Annotated in this window: 15 protein-coding genes; 11 read left to right on the top strand and 4 right to left on the bottom strand. The window is 67.0% G+C overall.

All coding sequences use genetic code 11. From position 1 onward, the window contains the following. Window positions 1–8 precede the first annotated feature (8 nt). From LRM18_RS06255 to LRM18_RS06265, 3 genes are all read left to right on the top strand, one after another. Window positions 9–623, top strand: coding sequence for an inorganic diphosphatase (locus LRM18_RS06255; RefSeq protein ID WP_049470361.1), 615 nt, complete (start codon window positions 9–11; stop codon window positions 621–623). Window positions 624–712: 89 nt separating this feature from the next. Further along, window positions 713–2,128 (top strand): deoxyribodipyrimidine photo-lyase, encoded by a 1,416-nt coding sequence (locus LRM18_RS06260; protein WP_270953129.1) that lies wholly within the window; start codon window positions 713–715, stop codon window positions 2,126–2,128. Between the two features lie 140 nt (window positions 2,129–2,268). Continuing rightward, entirely contained in the window at window positions 2,269–2,964 is a 696-nt protein-coding gene (locus LRM18_RS06265) for an OmpA family lipoprotein (RefSeq protein WP_005416156.1), read from the top strand. A 183-nt stretch (window positions 2,965–3,147) separates the two neighbouring features. On the opposite strand, the gene LRM18_RS06270 is transcribed toward LRM18_RS06265, so the two are convergent. Next, complete coding sequence (locus tag LRM18_RS06270) at window positions 3,148–3,873, bottom strand: SDR family oxidoreductase (protein WP_064238198.1); 726 nt, start codon at window positions 3,871–3,873, stop codon at window positions 3,148–3,150. Between the two features lie 119 nt (window positions 3,874–3,992). Here LRM18_RS06270 and LRM18_RS06275 point away from each other — a divergent pair, with 119 nt between their 5' ends. Then, window positions 3,993–4,883: a LysR family transcriptional regulator gene (locus LRM18_RS06275; protein ID WP_049470353.1), complete on the top strand. Its 891-nt coding sequence runs from the start codon at window positions 3,993–3,995 to the stop codon at window positions 4,881–4,883. A gap of 32 nt (window positions 4,884–4,915) precedes the next feature. Here the strand turns inward: LRM18_RS06275 and LRM18_RS06280 are convergent, their stop codons facing one another. Beyond that, a complete protein-coding gene (locus LRM18_RS06280; protein ID WP_005416157.1) occupies window positions 4,916–5,947 on the bottom strand; it encodes a LysR family transcriptional regulator in 1,032 nt (343 codons plus the stop codon). Window positions 5,948–6,094: 147 nt separating this feature from the next. Here LRM18_RS06280 and LRM18_RS06285 point away from each other — a divergent pair, with 147 nt between their 5' ends. The 6 genes from LRM18_RS06285 to LRM18_RS06310 all read left to right on the top strand — a co-directional run bounded on the left by LRM18_RS06285 (window position 6,095) and on the right by LRM18_RS06310 (window position 13,918). Further along, window positions 6,095–6,322, top strand: coding sequence for a hypothetical protein (locus tag LRM18_RS06285; protein WP_049470347.1), 228 nt, complete (start codon window positions 6,095–6,097; stop codon window positions 6,320–6,322). Beyond that, on the top strand, window positions 6,319–7,089 hold the full coding sequence (locus tag LRM18_RS06290) for an SDR family oxidoreductase (protein ID WP_049470344.1): 771 nt from the start codon (window positions 6,319–6,321) through the stop codon (window positions 7,087–7,089). Before LRM18_RS06285 ends, LRM18_RS06290 begins: the two co-directional genes overlap by 4 nt. Before the next feature lie 91 nt (window positions 7,090–7,180). Continuing rightward, window positions 7,181–8,404 carry an efflux RND transporter periplasmic adaptor subunit gene (locus LRM18_RS06295; protein ID WP_270952614.1) on the top strand — a complete coding sequence of 408 codons (1,224 nt, stop codon included), beginning with the start codon at window positions 7,181–7,183 and terminating at the stop codon, window positions 8,402–8,404. Window positions 8,405–8,531: 127 nt separating this feature from the next. Further along, window positions 8,532–11,702, top strand: coding sequence for a multidrug efflux RND transporter permease subunit (locus tag LRM18_RS06300; RefSeq protein ID WP_057493810.1), 3,171 nt, complete (start codon window positions 8,532–8,534; stop codon window positions 11,700–11,702). 63 nt (window positions 11,703–11,765) lie between these two features. Further along, window positions 11,766–12,503 (top strand): SDR family oxidoreductase, encoded by a 738-nt coding sequence (locus tag LRM18_RS06305; protein ID WP_049470334.1) that lies wholly within the window; start codon window positions 11,766–11,768, stop codon window positions 12,501–12,503. Next, window positions 12,497–13,918 carry an efflux transporter outer membrane subunit gene (locus LRM18_RS06310; RefSeq protein ID WP_049470332.1) on the top strand — a complete coding sequence of 474 codons (1,422 nt, stop codon included), beginning with the start codon at window positions 12,497–12,499 and terminating at the stop codon, window positions 13,916–13,918. Before LRM18_RS06305 ends, LRM18_RS06310 begins: the two co-directional genes overlap by 7 nt. A 41-nt stretch (window positions 13,919–13,959) precedes the next feature. Here LRM18_RS06310 and LRM18_RS06315 read toward each other — a convergent pair whose 3' ends face one another. Then, on the bottom strand, window positions 13,960–14,337 hold the full coding sequence (locus LRM18_RS06315; protein WP_182068596.1) for a VOC family protein: 378 nt from the start codon (window positions 14,335–14,337) through the stop codon (window positions 13,960–13,962). A 141-nt stretch (window positions 14,338–14,478) separates the two neighbouring features. Between LRM18_RS06315 and LRM18_RS06320 the strand changes: the two genes are divergently transcribed. Beyond that, on the top strand, window positions 14,479–14,742 hold the full coding sequence (locus tag LRM18_RS06320; protein WP_049470327.1) for a hypothetical protein: 264 nt from the start codon (window positions 14,479–14,481) through the stop codon (window positions 14,740–14,742). A gap of 19 nt (window positions 14,743–14,761) precedes the next feature. Here LRM18_RS06320 and LRM18_RS06325 read toward each other — a convergent pair whose 3' ends face one another. Then, window positions 14,762–15,619, bottom strand: a complete 858-nt coding sequence (locus LRM18_RS06325) for an endonuclease/exonuclease/phosphatase family protein (RefSeq protein ID WP_053504708.1) — start codon at window positions 15,617–15,619, stop codon at window positions 14,762–14,764. Between the last annotated feature and the right edge of the window lie 332 nt (window positions 15,620–15,951).

Here is a 15,951-nt window from a genome sequence, read left to right on the forward strand (position 1 = left end):
AAACACTGATGACCACACCCCGTCGCATCATTCCATTGGCTGCCATCGGCGCGTCCCTGCTGTTGCTGGCCAGTGCGGTAGCCGCCGCCGATACCGTGCTGCATCCCTTCCTGGTCGCCCAGCCGAAGCAGGCCCCGCAGGAAGTGAATCTGGCGGTGGAGATTCCGGCCGGCAGCTTCACCAAGTACGAGATCAAGGACGATGGCCTGGTGCATGTGGATCGCTTCCAGTCCATGCCGGTCGCCTATCCGGCCAACTACGGCTCGATGCCGCGTACCCTGGCCGGTGACAACGATCCGCTGGACGCGCTGGTGCTGACCCGCGAACCGCTGCATCCGGGCGTAATCGTGCGCTTCCGGCCGATCGGTTACCTGAAGATGATCGACGGCGGCGAGCATGATGAGAAGATCATCGGCGTGCCGACCGACAAGGTCGACCCGAGCTACGCCGGCATCCGCGACCTGGCGGATCTGCCGGAGGTCGAACGGCAGCGCATCGAGGCCTTCTTCCGCGTCTACAAGGACCTGCCGGCCGGGCGCAACCCGGTGCAGCTCAATGGCTGGGGCAATGCTGCTGAAGCGCGTGCGCTGATCAGCGAGGCGATGCAGCGCTTCGGCAAGTAGATCCATGCCATGCGGGGATGGCCTGGCGCGCGCATCTCCTTCACTGCCCCTGGCTATCATGTCCGCCTTCAACAACGGGGGCGGTGTCTGTGTCGGTAGCGTTGGTATGGTTCCGCCGTGATCTGCGGCTGCAGGACAATCCGGCCCTGCAGGCCGCATTGGAGGCGGGGCACGATGTGGTGCCGGTCTACATCCATGCGCCCCACGAAGAAGGTGAATGGGCGCCGGGTGCGGCCTCCGATGCGTGGCGGCACCGTTCCCTGGCTGCATTGGATACCGACCTGCGCGCCCGCGGTTCCGCGCTGGTGCTGCGCAGCGGTGACAGCCTGCCGACCCTGCAGGCCCTGATCGAGCAGGCTGGCGCCGAAGTCGTGTACTGGAACCGCAAGTACGAGCCGGCCACGCAGCCACGCGACGCCACCATCAAGCGCACGCTGCGCGAGCAGGGCATCGACGCGCAGAGCTGCAACGGCAGCCTGCTGTTCGAACCCTGGGACATTGCCACCCAGCAGGGCCAGCCCTACAAGGTATTTACGCCGTATTGGCGCAACGTGCTCAGTCACTGGCGCCTGCCGGCGCTGCAGCCCGCACCGAAGGCAATGGCGGCGCACACGGTGGACGGCCTCGCGCTGGAGGATCTCCAGCTGGCACCGACCCTGGACTGGGATGCCGGCTTCTGGAAGCACTGGCAGCCGGGCGAGGCCGGTGCGCTGGACGCGCTGTCGGTGTTCGAGGACGGCGCGTTGCGTGGCTATCGCGAGCAGCGCGATCTGCCTGATCGCGTGGGCACCTCGCGGCTGTCGCCCCATCTGCACTTTGGCGAGATCGCGCCGTGGCGCATCGCCCATGCGCTGGAGGGGCTGCGCACTGCAGGCACCGATGCCGACATCGATGGCTACCTGCGGCAACTGGGCTGGCGCGACTTCGCCTATCACCTGCTGCATCACTTCCCGAAGACACCAACCGACAACCTCAACCCACGGTTTGACCGCTTCCCCTGGGCCACGCCCAGCGCGGCGCAACTGCTCCACTGGCAGCGCGGCAACACCGGCGTGCCGATCGTCGACGCCGGCCTGCGCGAGCTGTGGCACACCGGCTACATGCATAACCGGGTGCGGATGATCGTGGCCAGTTACCTGTGCAAGCACCTGCGCGCCCACTGGCTGCATGGTGCGCGCTGGTTCTGGGACACCCTGGTCGATGCCGACCTCGCCAACAACACGATGGGCTGGCAGTGGGTGGCAGGTACCGGCGCCGACGCGGCCCCGTACTTCCGGGTGTTCAACCCGGTCACCCAGGCCGAGAAGTTCGATCCGCAGGCCCGCTACATCAGCCGCTGGGTGCCCGAACTGGCGGCGTTGCCGGTGAAGGCGCGCTTCGCGCCATGGCAGCACCCGCAGCTGCTGGCCACGCACGCGCCGGGCTATCCGCGCACCCCGCTGGTGGATCTGGCTGCTGGCCGCGATGCCGCTCTGGCCGCCTACCGCCAGTCGGGAGCAGGGTAAAGGGCCGCGTGGTTGATCCAGTCAGTTAGCTGAACGCGGCCCTGTCGCCGTGACCGATCATCATCCCGACATCGCATCGGGCTGTTTATTCTCTCTGCGCCCGCAAGCCGCCGGCCCGACCGGAAAACAAGGAGAACTCCATGATCCGCAACACCACCCGCAACGTCGCACTGGCCCTGATGAGTGCGGCCGTCCTGTCGGCCTGCGCCACCGGCGGCTCCTACGTGCAGAGTGACCAGTACGGCAACCCGACCGAGCAGCAGAACCGGACCGGCCGCAACGCGCTGATCGGTACCGCCATCGGCGTGGCTGCCGGCCTGCTGACCGGCGACAGTGCGACCGAACGTCGTCAGCACGCGCTGATCGGCGCCGGTATCGGCGCGCTCAGCGGCGCCGCCGTTGGCCAGTACCAGGATCGCCAGGAACGCGCCCTGCGCGAGCGCACCGCCAATACCGGCATCGATGTCCAGCGCCAGGGCGACAACATAATGCTGAACCTGCCGGACGGCATCACCTTCGACTTCGGCAAGGCCACCCTGAAGCCGCAGTTCTACGGCTCGCTCAACGGTGTGGCCGGTACGCTGCGCGAGTACAACCAGACCATGATCGAAGTAGTGGGCCACACCGACAGCATCGGCAGCGACGCGGTCAACAACCGCCTGTCGAAGGAACGCGCCGACTCGGTGGCGCAATACCTGATCGGCCAGGGCGTGCAGAGCGTGCGTATCGAAACGCTGGGCGCCGGCAAGGCGTACCCGATCGCCGACAACAGCACCGATGCTGGCCGTGCCAAGAACCGCCGCGTCGAGATCCGCGTGATTCCGCTCAAGCAGTAACGCGCAGCGTTACAGTTCCGGCGCAGCCGGAACGAAAATGCCGCCCTTGCGGGCGGCATTTTCTGTAGGTGCCGAGCGCTGCTCGGCACACACTGGAACACTCGGCCGCAGCGTCACATGCTTCTGGCGCCTGCAGAGTCGACCACGGCTCGACTCTGCCAGGGCCACTCGGCCAGACCTTCGTTACACCGTCGCCGTCGGCCGCACCACGATCTCATTCACATCCACATCGTCCGGCTGCTCGATCGCAAACCTCACCGCGCGCCCGATCGCGTCGGGCTGCAACGCAATGGCGCGGTAGCCGACCATCATCTCGGCGGCAGCCGGATCGGTGATGCTGTCGGCCAGTTCGCTTTCCACCACGCCAGGATGGATGCAGGTCACCCGCAGTTCGCGGTGCTCCTGGCGCAGGCCGTCGGAAATCGCGCGCACCGCATACTTGGTCGCGCAGTAGACCGCTGCGGTCGGCACCACCGACAGTGCGCCGACCGAGGCGATGTTGATGATCTGGCCGCTGCGCTGGGCGATCATGCCGGGCAGCACGGCAGCGATGCCGTACAGCACGCCACGGATGTTCACGTCGATCATCCGGTCCCATTCCTCCACCTTCAGCGAGCCCATCAGGGACAGTGGCATCACGCCGGCGTTGTTGACGATCACGTCGATCGAGCCGAAATGCAGCAACGCGGCTTCGACGAAGGCATCGACCTGCGCGCGCTGGGTCACGTCGAGCGCGTGGACCCGCACTTCGGCGCCCTGTTGGCGCAGTTCGTCGGCAAGCGCCTGCAGGCGATCCACGCGGCGGGCACCGAGGACCAGGCGCGCGCCCGGCTGTGCGAGGGCGCGGGCGATGCCGGCACCGATGCCGCTGGAGGCGCCGGTGATCAGGATGGTTCGGGAAAGGCTCATGGCGGTGTCTCTGAAGGGGTAGGGAATGCCCGGGCGTGCCCGGTGCAGCCACGGTAGATGGCACGCCCTGCCGCGATAAGATGGCGATTCCTGATTACCTTGTTCAGAATTGCTAACCAATGTCCGTCGATCTCAACGCTTTGGCCGTGTTCCAGCGGGTGGCCGACTGTCGCAGCTTCACCGCCGCGGCCCAGCAACTCGGCGTGACTCGATCTGCGGTCAGCCAGACCCTCACCAAGCTGGAGCAGTCGCTGGGCGTTGCCCTGCTGCTGCGCACGACGCGCAGCGTCAGCCTCACCGATGCCGGGCAGGCGCTGTTGGTCTCGGTCAGCCCTGCGCTGGCGGAACTGGGCAATGCGCTGGAGGCCAGCGTGCGCCGCCAGGCCGCCGTGTCCGGGCAGCTGCGGCTTGCCGTGTCCTCCATCGCCGAAGCGTTCCTGGCGGGCCCGCTGTTGGCCACGTTCGCAGCACGCTACCCGGCGCTGCAGCTGGACATCACCGTGACCGACGAGGCGTTCGACATCGTCGGCGCGGGCTTCGACGCCGGCGTGCGTCTAGGGGAGGTCATTGCGCAGGACATGGTCGCGGTCCCGGTGTCGGCGCGGCAGCGCCAGCTGGTGGTGTGCTCGCCGGACTATCGCGATGCGCACGTGCTGCCGACCCATCCGCGCGAACTGGGCGCGCATCGCTGCATCGGCTGGCGCAGCGCGCCCGGCAGAGCGCCCTATCGCTGGGAATTCGAGGAGCGCGGCCGGGAATTCAGTGTTGATGTGCAGCCTGAAATCACCAGCAACGACATGGGCGTGATGCTCAGGCTGGCGTTGGCCGGCGCGGGCCTGGCCATCGGCATGGAAGAGACTTGGCGGCCTTGGCTGCAGCGCGGCGAACTGGTGCCGGTGCTGGAAGCATACTGTCCGCGGTTTGCGGGCTTTTTCCTGTATTACCCCAGCCGCCGGCAGGCCGAGCCGAAGCTGCGCGCGCTGGTGGAGCACGTGCTGTCCGAACGGTAGAGTCGAGTCCTGCTCGACTCTACAAGATCCGGTTACGCCGCCGAAGCGGCCACCTTTTCCAGGATCCGCTTGCCGCTGCTTTCCAGCGCGGCGTCTTCCTGCGCCTTCTGCTGCTGCGCCAGCTTCGCACCCGGGCACTGCGCCAGCATGTAGTTGGCGTCGAAGTTGAGCTTCTCGACCAGGAAATCGACGAACGCACGCACCTTCGGCGAGACCAGGCGACCGCCGGCGAACACCGCGTTGAAGTCCACTTCCGGGCCGGTCCAGCCGGCCAGTACACGACGCACCATGCCCGATTCAACGAACGGCTTGGCCATCACGTCGCCGGTCAGCAGCAGGCCCTCGCCGCATACCAATGCACCGTTCAATGCGGACATGTCGTTGGCGGTCATCAGCGGGGTGACCGGGAAGTCGCGCAGCTCGCCGCCGTTCTCGCCCAGCTGCCAGGTGAAGCGCGGCGAGTTGCCGGTGTGGTACGGCTTGCGCATTGCCAGGATGCGATGGAACTGCAGTTCTTCCGGATGCAGCGGCTCGCCATAGCGTTCGATGTAGGCCGGGCTGGCGAACACCTGCGTGCGCAGGCTGCCAAGCTTGCGCGCGACCAGGTTGGAATCGGGCAGGGCACCGACGCGCAACGCGAGATCTGCTTCGCCGGCAATCAGGTCCAGCTTCTCGTTGCCCATGTGCATGTCCAGGCGGATCTCCGGATACTGCGCGTGGAACTGGCCCAGCAGCGGCGCGATCCAGGTGATGCCGATCGAATAGGGCACGGTGAAGCGCAGCCAGCCGCGTGGGCCGGACTGCAGCTGGCTCACCGCGCTCTCGGCTTCTTCAAGCTCGCGCGCGATGCGCTGGCAATGCTCGTGGTAGATCGAGCCGGCTTCGGTCAGGCCGAGGCGCCGGGTCGTCCGGTGCAGCAGGCGCGCGCCCAGGCGCGTTTCCAGTTCCTGCACTTTGCGGCTGACCGTGGTCTTGGGCAGGCCGAGCGATTTGGCAGCGGCAATGAAGCTGCCTTGCTCGACCACCTTGACGAAGATCAGTGTCTCGTTGAGATCGTGGGACATGGTCGGGGATCCTGGACGTCGGGGATGGGACAATCGTGACAGAACGATTGGACCGGGTGCGGGATGATTATTCCCCTTAATCAGGACTAATCAAGTAAAGGTTTGAGGTCTATCGTGGCGCCATTCGTGAAATGGAGCCCCCTCGCCATGAGCCTGCGCAACATTCTTGCCCGCTTCCGGCACGTCGGCCAGAACGCCCTGGACCTGGCGATGACCGTCGAAGCACGTCCCAGTTCCTTGGTGCACAAGGACTTCCGTGAGTTTACCGCGCCCATGCGTCAGCAGCGTGGCGGTGCCCTCCGCCTGGTCCCGCACAAGGGCGACCGGCTGCGCCGGATTGGGACTATCCCGGATTTGGGAGGAAATGTCCCGTGAATGGGATACTGACGCCCGAAGTCCTGGTCCTCGGCGGCACCGGTGCCGTCGGCCAGGGCGTGGTCGGCGCATTGCTGGAAGCCGGCAGCCCGGTGCTGGTCGTCGGTCGCGATCCGGGCCGGCTGGCCGCACTGCATGAACAGTTCGCCGATGAGCCGGGCCTGGAGACGATGCTGGGCTCGCTCAGCGACGACGGCTCGGCCCGCGCGCTGGCCGGGCGCATCGTGCAGCGCCCGCGTCCCCTGGCTGCCGTGATCGCGGCAATGGGCGGGCCCTACCGCCGCGGCCGGGTGATCGACCGCAACGGCGATGAACTGCTGGGCGCGATGCAGGCCGATCTGATGCCGCACGTGCACGCCGTACGCCACCTGCTGCCGCTGTTGCAGGACAACGTGCATGCGCGGCGTTACGTGATGATCGGCAGCCCGGCCAGCGCCAAGCCGTGGGCCGGCTACGGCGAGACCTCGATCACCACTGCGGCGCTGCGCATGTACGCGCAGGTGGTCCACCAGGAAGCGCAGGCACTGGGCGTGCGCGCGCAGATGCTGGAAGTCTGCAGCCCGGTGTGCACCCCGGCCAATGCCGCCAACGCCTGCATCGAGTGGCCGAGCTCGCTGTTGGTTGGCCGTCGCGTGGTTTCGCTGCTCGACGGTTGCCGCGACAACCGCGCCATCGTCCGCTGTGACAGCAGCGATGCCGAACTGCCACGCGGGCTGCTGCACCTGGACGTTCCCCCTTCGTGGCGCGATACCGCAGGTGTTGCTTGACCTCGACCACGGTTGAGGTCGCAGGATGCGCCGCTGATTTTTGCAACACGTTCTCATATTGCTGTACCACCCCTCCGTACGGATGCATGCCATGACTTCCCCCAATACCACCCCACATCGTTTCGGCCATCGCATCGCGATGGCCGGCGTGTCGATCCTCGCCGCGGCCGTGCTTGCGGCCTGCAGCGGCGGCCATGCCGAAGAAGCCGGTGCGCCGCCGCCGCCGCAGGTCAGCGCGGCACCGGTGCTGGTCAAGCAGGTCAGCCAATGGGACGAGTTCAGCGGTCGCGTCGAAGCGGTGCAGAGCGTTGAACTGCGCCCGCGCGTGTCCGGTTACATCGACAAGGTCAACTATGTCGAAGGCCAGGAAGTGAAGAAGGGCGAAGTGCTCTTCACCATCGACGCGCGCAGCTACCAGGCCGAGTACGATCGCGCCGCCGCCGAGCTGGCCCGCGCCCGCACCCAGGCCACGCTGGCGCGCAGCGAGTCCGAGCGCGCCAAGCGGTTGTCCGAGCAGCAGGCGATCTCCACCGAGACCGCCGAACAGCGTCGTGCCGCGGCCGACCAGTCCGGGGCCGCCGTGCAGGCCGCGCAGGCGGCGCTGGATGCCGCCCGCCTCAACCTGGAGTTCACCAAGGTGCGTGCACCGATCGACGGCCGCGCCGGCCGCGCGATGGTCACCGCCGGCAACCTGGTCACTGCCGGCGACAGCGCCAGCGTGCTGACCACGCTGGTCTCGCTGGATACCGTGTTCGTCTACTTCGATGCCGACGAAAGCACCTTCCTGCGCTATGCACAGATGGCACGCAAGGGCGAGCGCCCGAGCGAGCGTGACAGCGCGCTGCCGGTGAAGGTCGGCCTGTCCGGGGAAGAGGGCTACCCGCATGCGGGCAAGGTCGACTTCCTCGACAACCAGGTGGCCCGCAGCACCGGCACCATCCGCGTCCGCGCGCTGCTGGACAACGCCGACCGCCAGTTCACGCCGGGCCTGTTCGCCCGCGTGCAGCTGCTCGGCAGCGGCCAGTTCCAGGCCATGCTGATCGATGACAAGGCCGTGCTGACCGACCAGGACCGCAAGTACGTCTACGTGGTCGACAAGGATGGCAAGGCCCAGCGCCGCGACATCCAGCTCGGCCGCACCGCCGATGGCCTGCGTATCGTCGAGCACGGCCTTGCCGCCGGTGACAAGGTGATCATCGACGGCGTGCAGAAGGTCTTCATGCCGGGCATGCCGGTGCAGGCCAAGACCGTGGCGATGCAGCCACAGTCGGCGCCGGCACCGGGCCGCGATGCAACCGCTGCGCTGAACCACTGATCCGCCGGCTCCTGATCCGCGTCCCCGCTTAGCTGCCGGCGCCAGCGGCAGCCTTTCCTGCCTTCGTCATCCCGGCGAGGGGCAGGGTGGCTGTTGCCCGCCGGACGCCTTTCCCAGGAATTCCTCCATGGACTTTTCCCGTTTCTTCATCGACAGGCCGATCTTCGCGGCGGTGCTGTCGATCGTGATCTTCGCCGCAGGCCTGATCACGATTCCGATCCTGCCGATCAGCGAGTACCCCGAAGTGGTGCCGCCGTCGGTGGTCGTGCGCACGGTCTATCCGGGCGCCAATCCCAAGGTCATTGCCGAGACCGTCGCCACGCCGCTTGAAGAGGCGATCAACGGCGTCGAAGGCATGATGTACCTGAAGTCGGTTGCCGGCTCGGACGGCGTGCTGCAGATGACCGTCACCTTCCGCCCGGGCACCGACCCGGACGCGGCGGCGGTGAAGGTGCAGAACCGCGTGGCCCAGGCCCAGGCACGCCTGCCCGAGGACGTGCGCCGGCAGGGCGTGACCACGCAGAAGCAGTCGCCCACCTTCCTGATGGTGGTGCACCTGACCTCGCCGCAAGGCAAGTACGACACCCTGTACCTGCGCAACTACGCCCGCCTGCACGTCAAGGATGCGCTGGCGCGCATTCCGGGCGTGGGTGACGCGCAGATCTTCGGTGGCGGCGACTACGCCATGCGTGCCTGGCTGGACCCGGACAAGGTGGCCTCGCGCGGCCTGACCGCCAGCGACGTGGTGCGCGCCATGCGCGAGCAGAACGTGCAGGTCTCGGCCGGCCAGCTTGGCGCCGAACCGCTGCCGGACAGCAAGTTCCTGACCCTGATCAACGCCCAGGGCCGGCTGAAGACCGAAAAGGAATTCGGCGACATCGTGCTCAAGAGCGGCACCGATGGCGAGATCGTGCGCCTGGCCGACGTGGCCCGCCTTGAACTGGGTGCCGGTGACTACACCCTGCGCTCGCAGCTGGATGGCAAGAACGCGGTCGGTATCGGTATCTTCCAGTCGCCGGGCGCCAACGCGCTGGAAATCCGCGACAAGGTCATCTCGACGATGGACGAGATGCAGAAGACCATGCCAGCCGATGTGAAGTACGAAGCGGTGTATGACACCACCATCTTCGTGCGTGACTCGATCAAGGCCGTGGTCTCCACGCTGCTGGAAGCGATCGCGCTGGTGGTGCTGGTGGTGATCCTGTTCCTGCAGACCTGGCGCGCGTCGATCATCCCGTTGATCGCGGTGCCGGTGTCGGTGGTGGGTACCTTCGCCGCGCTGTACCTGCTGGGCTTCTCGATCAACACGCTGAGCCTGTTCGGCCTGGTGCTGGCGATCGGCATCGTGGTCGACGACGCGATCGTGGTGGTGGAGAACGTCGAGCGCAACATCGAAGAAGGCCTGTCGCCCACCGCTGCGGCCCACCAGGCCATGCGTGAAGTGTCCGGCCCGATCGTGGCGATCGCGCTGGTGCTGTGTGCCGTGTTCGTGCCGATGGCGTTCCTGTCCGGGGTCACCGGCCAGTTCTACAAGCAGTTCGCCGTCACCATCGCCATCTCCACGGTGATCTCGGCGATCAACTCGCTGACCCTGTCGCCGGCCCTGGCCGCACGCCTGCTGAAGGCCCACGGCGCACCGAAGGACGGCCCGAGCCGCCTGATCGACCGCCTGTTCGGCTGGGTGTTCCGCCCGTTCAACCGCTTCTTCAAGTCCAGCTCGGAGAAGTACGAGCGTGGCGTGGCTCGCATCCTCGGCCGTCGTGGCGCGGTATTCGTGGTCTACGCGATCCTGCTGGTCGGTACGGGCGTGATCTTCAAGCTGGTGCCGCCGGGCTTCATCCCGACCCAGGACAAGCTGTACCTGATTGCGGGTGTGAAGCTGCCGGAAGGTTCGTCGATCGCACGCACCGATGAAATGCTGCGCAAGGTCGCCAAGATCGCCCAGGAAACCGATGGCGTCGCCCACACCATCTCGTTCCCCGGTCTGAACGCGCTGCAGTTCACCAACACGCCCAACACCGGTGTGGCGTTCATCCCGCTCAAGCCGTTCGCCGAGCGCCATGGCCGCACCGCCGCGCAGATCAACGCCGAGATCAACCAGAAGATCGCCGGCCTGCAGGAAGGCTTCGCGTTCGCGATGATGCCGCCGCCGATCCTCGGCCTGGGCAACGGCAACGGCTACCAGATGTTCATCGAGGACCGTGGCAACCTGGGTTACGGCGCGCTGCAGAACGCCGTGCAGGCGATGCAGGGCACCGTGGCGCAGACGCCGGGCATGGCCTTCCCGATTTCCAGCTACCAGGCCAACGTGCCGCAGCTGGATGCCGAGGTCGACCGCGTCAAGGCCAAGGCACAGGGCGTGCAGCTCACCGAGCTGTTCGACACCCTGCAGACCTACCTGGGTTCGGCCTACGTCAACGACTTCAACCAGTTCGGCCGTACCTGGCAGGTGATCGCCCAGGCTGACGGTCCGTTCCGCGAGACGGTCGAGGACATCGGCAAGCTGCGTACCCGCAACGACCGCGGCGAGATGGTGCCGATCGGTTCGATGGTCACCATCAAGCAGACCTTCGGCCCGGACCCGGTGCTGCGCTTCAATGGCTATCCGGCCGCTGACCTGGCCGGTGAAGCCGATCCGCGCCTGCTGTCGTCGGCCGAGGCGATGAACAAGCTGACCGAGATCGCCGGCAAGGTACTGCCGGTGGGCATGGCCACCGAATGGACCGACCTGAGCTACCAGCAGGCCACGCAGGGCAAGGCCGCGTTCATCGTGTTCCCGGTGGCGATCATGCTGGCCTTCCTGGTGCTGGCCGCGCTGTACGAAAGCTGGTCGCTGCCGCTGGCGGTGATCCTGATCGTGCCGATGACCCTGCTGTCCGCGCTGTTCGGCGTGTGGTTGACCGGCGGCGACAACAACGTGTTCGTGCAGGTCGGCCTGGTGGTGCTGATGGGCCTGGCGTGCAAGAACGCGATCCTGATCGTCGAATTCGCCAGAGAGCTGGAGATGGGCGGCAAGGGCATCGTTGAAGCCGCGCTGGAAGCCTGCCGCCTGCGCCTGCGCCCGATCGTGATGACCTCCATCGCATTCATCGCCGGCACCGTACCGCTGGTGCTGTCGCACGGTGCAGGCGCCGAGGTGCGCTCGGTGACCGGCATTACCGTGTTCGCCGGCATGCTGGGCGTGACCCTGTTCGGCCTGTTCCTCACCCCGGTGTTCTACGTGGCGCTGCGCAAGCTGGTTACCCGCAACGGTGGCGGCCAGCTGGTGCAGCACGGCGAACCGACCATCCACCACTGATACGGAACTCCGCCGCCGGTCGTTGGCCGGCGGCCACTCTCCCCACAGACAAGGCATGCATCCATGAACACCCATCAGAACAAGATCGCGCTGGTGACCGGCGCCACCCGTGGCATCGGCCTGGAAACCGTGCGCCAGCTGGCAGAGGCCGGCGTGCACACGCTGCTGGCCGGTCGCAAGCGCGATACCGCGGTGGAGCTGGCCCTGAAGCTGCAGGCTGAAGGCCTGCCGGTCGAAGCCCTGCAGCTGGACGTGACCGACGCGGCCAGCATCGCCGAAGCGGTCGAGCAGGTGCGCCAGCGCCACGGTCGCCTCGACATCCTGGTCAACAATGCCGGCATCATGATCGAGAACCCGGCGCAGGCGCCGTCCGAGCAGTCGCTGGACACCTGGAAGCGCACCTTCGACACCAACGTCTATGCGCTGGTCGCGGTAACCCAGGCATTCCTGCCGCTGGTCAAGCAGTCCAAGTCCGGACGCATCGTCAATGTGTCCAGCATGCTCGGCTCGCAGACCCTGCACGCGGATCCTTCGTCGGGCATCTACGACTTCAAGATTCCGGCCTACAACGCGTCCAAGGCCGCAGTGAACAGCTGGACCCTGAGCCTGGCCTATGAGCTGCGCAACACGCCGATCAAGGTCAACACCGTGCATCCGGGTTACGTAAAGACTGACATGAACGGCGGCAACGGCGAGATCGAAATCAGCGAAGGCGCGCGTTCCAGCGTGGAAATGGCGCTGATCGGTGAATCCGGTGCCAGCGGCAGCTTCACCTACCTGGGCGAGGTGCTGCCATGGTGATCCGCACGTTGGCGATGGCCGTCTCCAGCCTGGTGCTGGCGGGCTGTGTCAGCGTCGGCCCGAACTACAAGGCCCCGGTGCAGGAACCGGTGGTCCTGCAGGGTGCACAGCAGCCGGTCTTCAGCACGGCCTCGCCGGTCGCCAGCTGGTGGGCGCAGTTCGATGATCCGGTGCTGGAGCAGCTGGTCCATGGTGCCCTGTCGGACAACCTGGACCTGCGCGTGGCCGTGGCCCGCGTCAGCCAGGCCCGCGCGGTGTTCGTCGAAAGCCGCCTTGACCAGGCCCCGCACATCACCGCAGGCGGCAGCTACGACCGCCGCAAGCAGCCCGATCCGCAGCTGGGTGGGCAGCGGGTGTTCAGTGAAAGCTACCAGCTCGGCTTCGATGCCGGCTGGGAGCTGGATCTGTTCGGCCGCAAGCGCCGTGCCGCCGAAGCCGCGCGTGCAGACCTCGGTGCCGAGCAGGCCAACCTGGCCGACGCGCAGGTACTGGTCGCCGCCGAAGTGGCACGCAACTACTTCGAGCTGCGTGGGACGCAGAAGCGCATCGCCGTGGCCCAGCACACGCTGGAGAACCTGCGCGATACGCAGAAGCTGACCGAGGCGCGTTGGGAACTGGGCGCCGGCAGCGAGCTGGACGTGCAGAGCAGCCGCGCGCGCCTGAAGGCGATCGAGGCCGACATCCCGCTGCTGGAAGTGGCCGAGACACAGTCGCGCAACCGGCTGGCCGTGCTGCTGGGACAGCGTCCGGAAGTACTGACCGACATGCTTGCGCCGCACGACGTGCCGGCCTTCGCCAAGGCATTGCCGCTGGGTGACACCCGCGAACTGCTGCGCCAGCGCGCCGACGTGCGCGTGGCCGAGCGGCGCCTGGCGGCCGCCACCGCGCGCGTGGGCGTGGCCACCGCCGATCTGTTCCCGCGGCTGTCGCTGTCCGGTTTCGTCGGCTTCCTGGGGGGCGATGCCAGCGGCCTGGTCAACGGCAACAACAAGGCCTGGTCGCTGACCCCGTCGCTGAGCTGGGCAGCGTTCGATTTCGGTACCGTGCGTGCGCGCCTGCGTGCCAGCAAGGCTGAAGCCGAAGGCGTGGCCGCGCAGTACGAACAGGCGGTACTGCTCGCCCTGGAGGACACCGAGAACGCGCTGACCCGCTATTCCAAGCAGCAGGCACGGTTGGCGATCGTGGTCGAGCAGGCGCAGGCGGCACGGCGTGCCGAATCGCTGGCACAGATCCGCTACCGCGAGGGCTCGGAGGACTTCCTGACCCTGCTCGACGCGCAGCGCACTCAGCTGGCTGCCGACGATGCCCTGGCGGCGGCCGAGGCCGAAGTCAACGTCAGCGTGGTGGGCGTCTACAAGGCACTGGGGGGCTGGGGGCAATCACCGCAGCCGCCCAGCGTGGCGCAACTGCAGTAGAACCGGGGGACGGGAGCGCTGGCTTCCGTCCCTTTCTTCTTTCAGGGCCACTGGTTGGCCGGCACCGCGCGGTCGCGCATGTGCACGACGCAGAATCGATGGCCGCTGGGCGCTTCCATCACCCACCAGCGTTTGACGAAGCCGATGCGACGGGCGCCGAGTTTTTCCAGGCGGTCGGCCTCGGCATCGATGTCGTCGCTCTCGATGTCCAGGTGCACCCGTGACGGGTGATCGACACGTTGCACCTCCACGTCCAAGCCTGCCGGCGCGCCCAGCAGGTCGGCGTACTCGGCGCCGTCTTCGGCACGCGCCGCCTGCGCCTGCAGGCCCAGCGCGGCGGCCCAGAAGCGGGCAGCCTCGTCGGCAGGCATGTCCTGGCAGTCGATGATGAATCCGGCCAGCCGGCTCTGGTGTGCCATGTCCTGCTCCGCGGTCCAGGGGGATGCGGCAGGGTAGCGCGGTGCCCGGCGTGGACATCTTCACGTCCGTGACGTTTCTGACTCTGCCGAAACGGCGTCCCGCCGTGTAACTAGTGGGTCAGGCACCTGGGAGGACAACCAATGGCGGACGGATGGCGGGATACCCAACGGATGTTGTTCGGCGATCCGGGCCCACCCGGTGCCGGGTTGTCGGTGGCGGTCGTGGTGCTGCTGGTGCTGGCGACGATGGCCGCTGCGGTCGGTTTCCTGCGCCTGCAGGATTCGATGCTCGGGCTGGGCCTGATCGGTGTGGCCGTGTTCCTGGCGATCGGCGCCCGCATCTGCCAGGCGCGCGACCAGCATCAGGCGCTGTATCGCCTGCTGTCGCGGCAGCCACCGCTGTAACGGCGGCTGCCGTGGCTGCTCAGTGCTTGGGCCAGTCCAGCTCGACCACCAGCGGGAAGTGGTCCGACGGCAGCACGCCATCGATGCGGCGGTCGTCGGTCAGGAAGCTGCGCGCATGGAAGCCGCGCACCAGCACCCAGTCCAGCTGCACGGTGGCCTTGCCGGTGAAATCATGGAAGGTCAGCCGCGGGCCCTGCGGGGCCTTCACCTGGGTACGGGTGTCCTGCAGCACGCGGGTGAACGCCTTGTAGGTGTCGCCGCCGGGTTCGCTGTTGAAGTCGCCGGTCAGCACGACGGGCAGATCGGCCGGCAGCTTGGCCACGCGCGTGCCGATCAGTTCGGCACCCTTGACCCGCCGCGGTTCGTCTTCGTCGCGGTAGGGCAGGTGGGTGTTCATGAAGTAGAAGCGGCGGCCGTCGTCGATGCGGCGGAACAGCGCCCAGGTCACCATGCGCGGATACAGGTTGCCCCAGGTGATGCTGCCCGGCACGTCCGGTGTGTCGGACAGCCAGAAGTTGCCTGATTGCTCGATTGCCAGCACATTGCTGTCGTAGAACACACCCATGTGCTCGTCACCGCTGCCCCCCCGGCGGCCCTCGCCGAACCAGCGATAGCCGGGCAGGTGCCCGGCCAGGTAGTCGGCCTGCTCCTGCACCAGTTCCTGGGTGCCGATCACTGCGGGGTGCGCATCGAGGATGACCTTCACCATTGCGTCGCGGCGGTCAGGCCAGCGCTTGCCGGGCTCGGTATCGGCCGGGGTGCGCACATTGAACGACATCACCTTCAACGGCGCGGGGGCAGCCGCCCAGGCGCTGGTGAGAGGCAGGGCAAGCGCCAGCAGCGCAGAGAGCGCGGGGCGACGGAAACGCGACAACATCGTGGAATCCCTCCATTCCATGAAAACGGTTTCACGGAGCATCGCACGGATTGCCGGTGGATGGCTGTGCACGCGCTGGCGGCATCCGTCGGGAATGGGGCGTATTCAGCCTGGCCTTGACGGCGCATTGACCCTTCAGGCCGGGCCTGCGTGCTAGAACGGCCGTGCCGGCCATTGAACCCGGCATCGCAGCAGCAAACCCACAACGGAACCACAAGGAGCTGTGCCATGACACGATTGATTCGCGCCCTGCAGGTGTCGCTGAACCTGCGTTCGGACAATTCCACCCAGTGCATCCGTTCCAAGTATCGCTACTGGAACATCTTCTGACC

It is taken from the genome of Stenotrophomonas sp. PI_27 (genome assembly GCF_027854495.1).
Classification (GTDB): domain Bacteria; phylum Pseudomonadota; class Gammaproteobacteria; order Xanthomonadales; family Xanthomonadaceae; genus Stenotrophomonas; species Stenotrophomonas pavanii.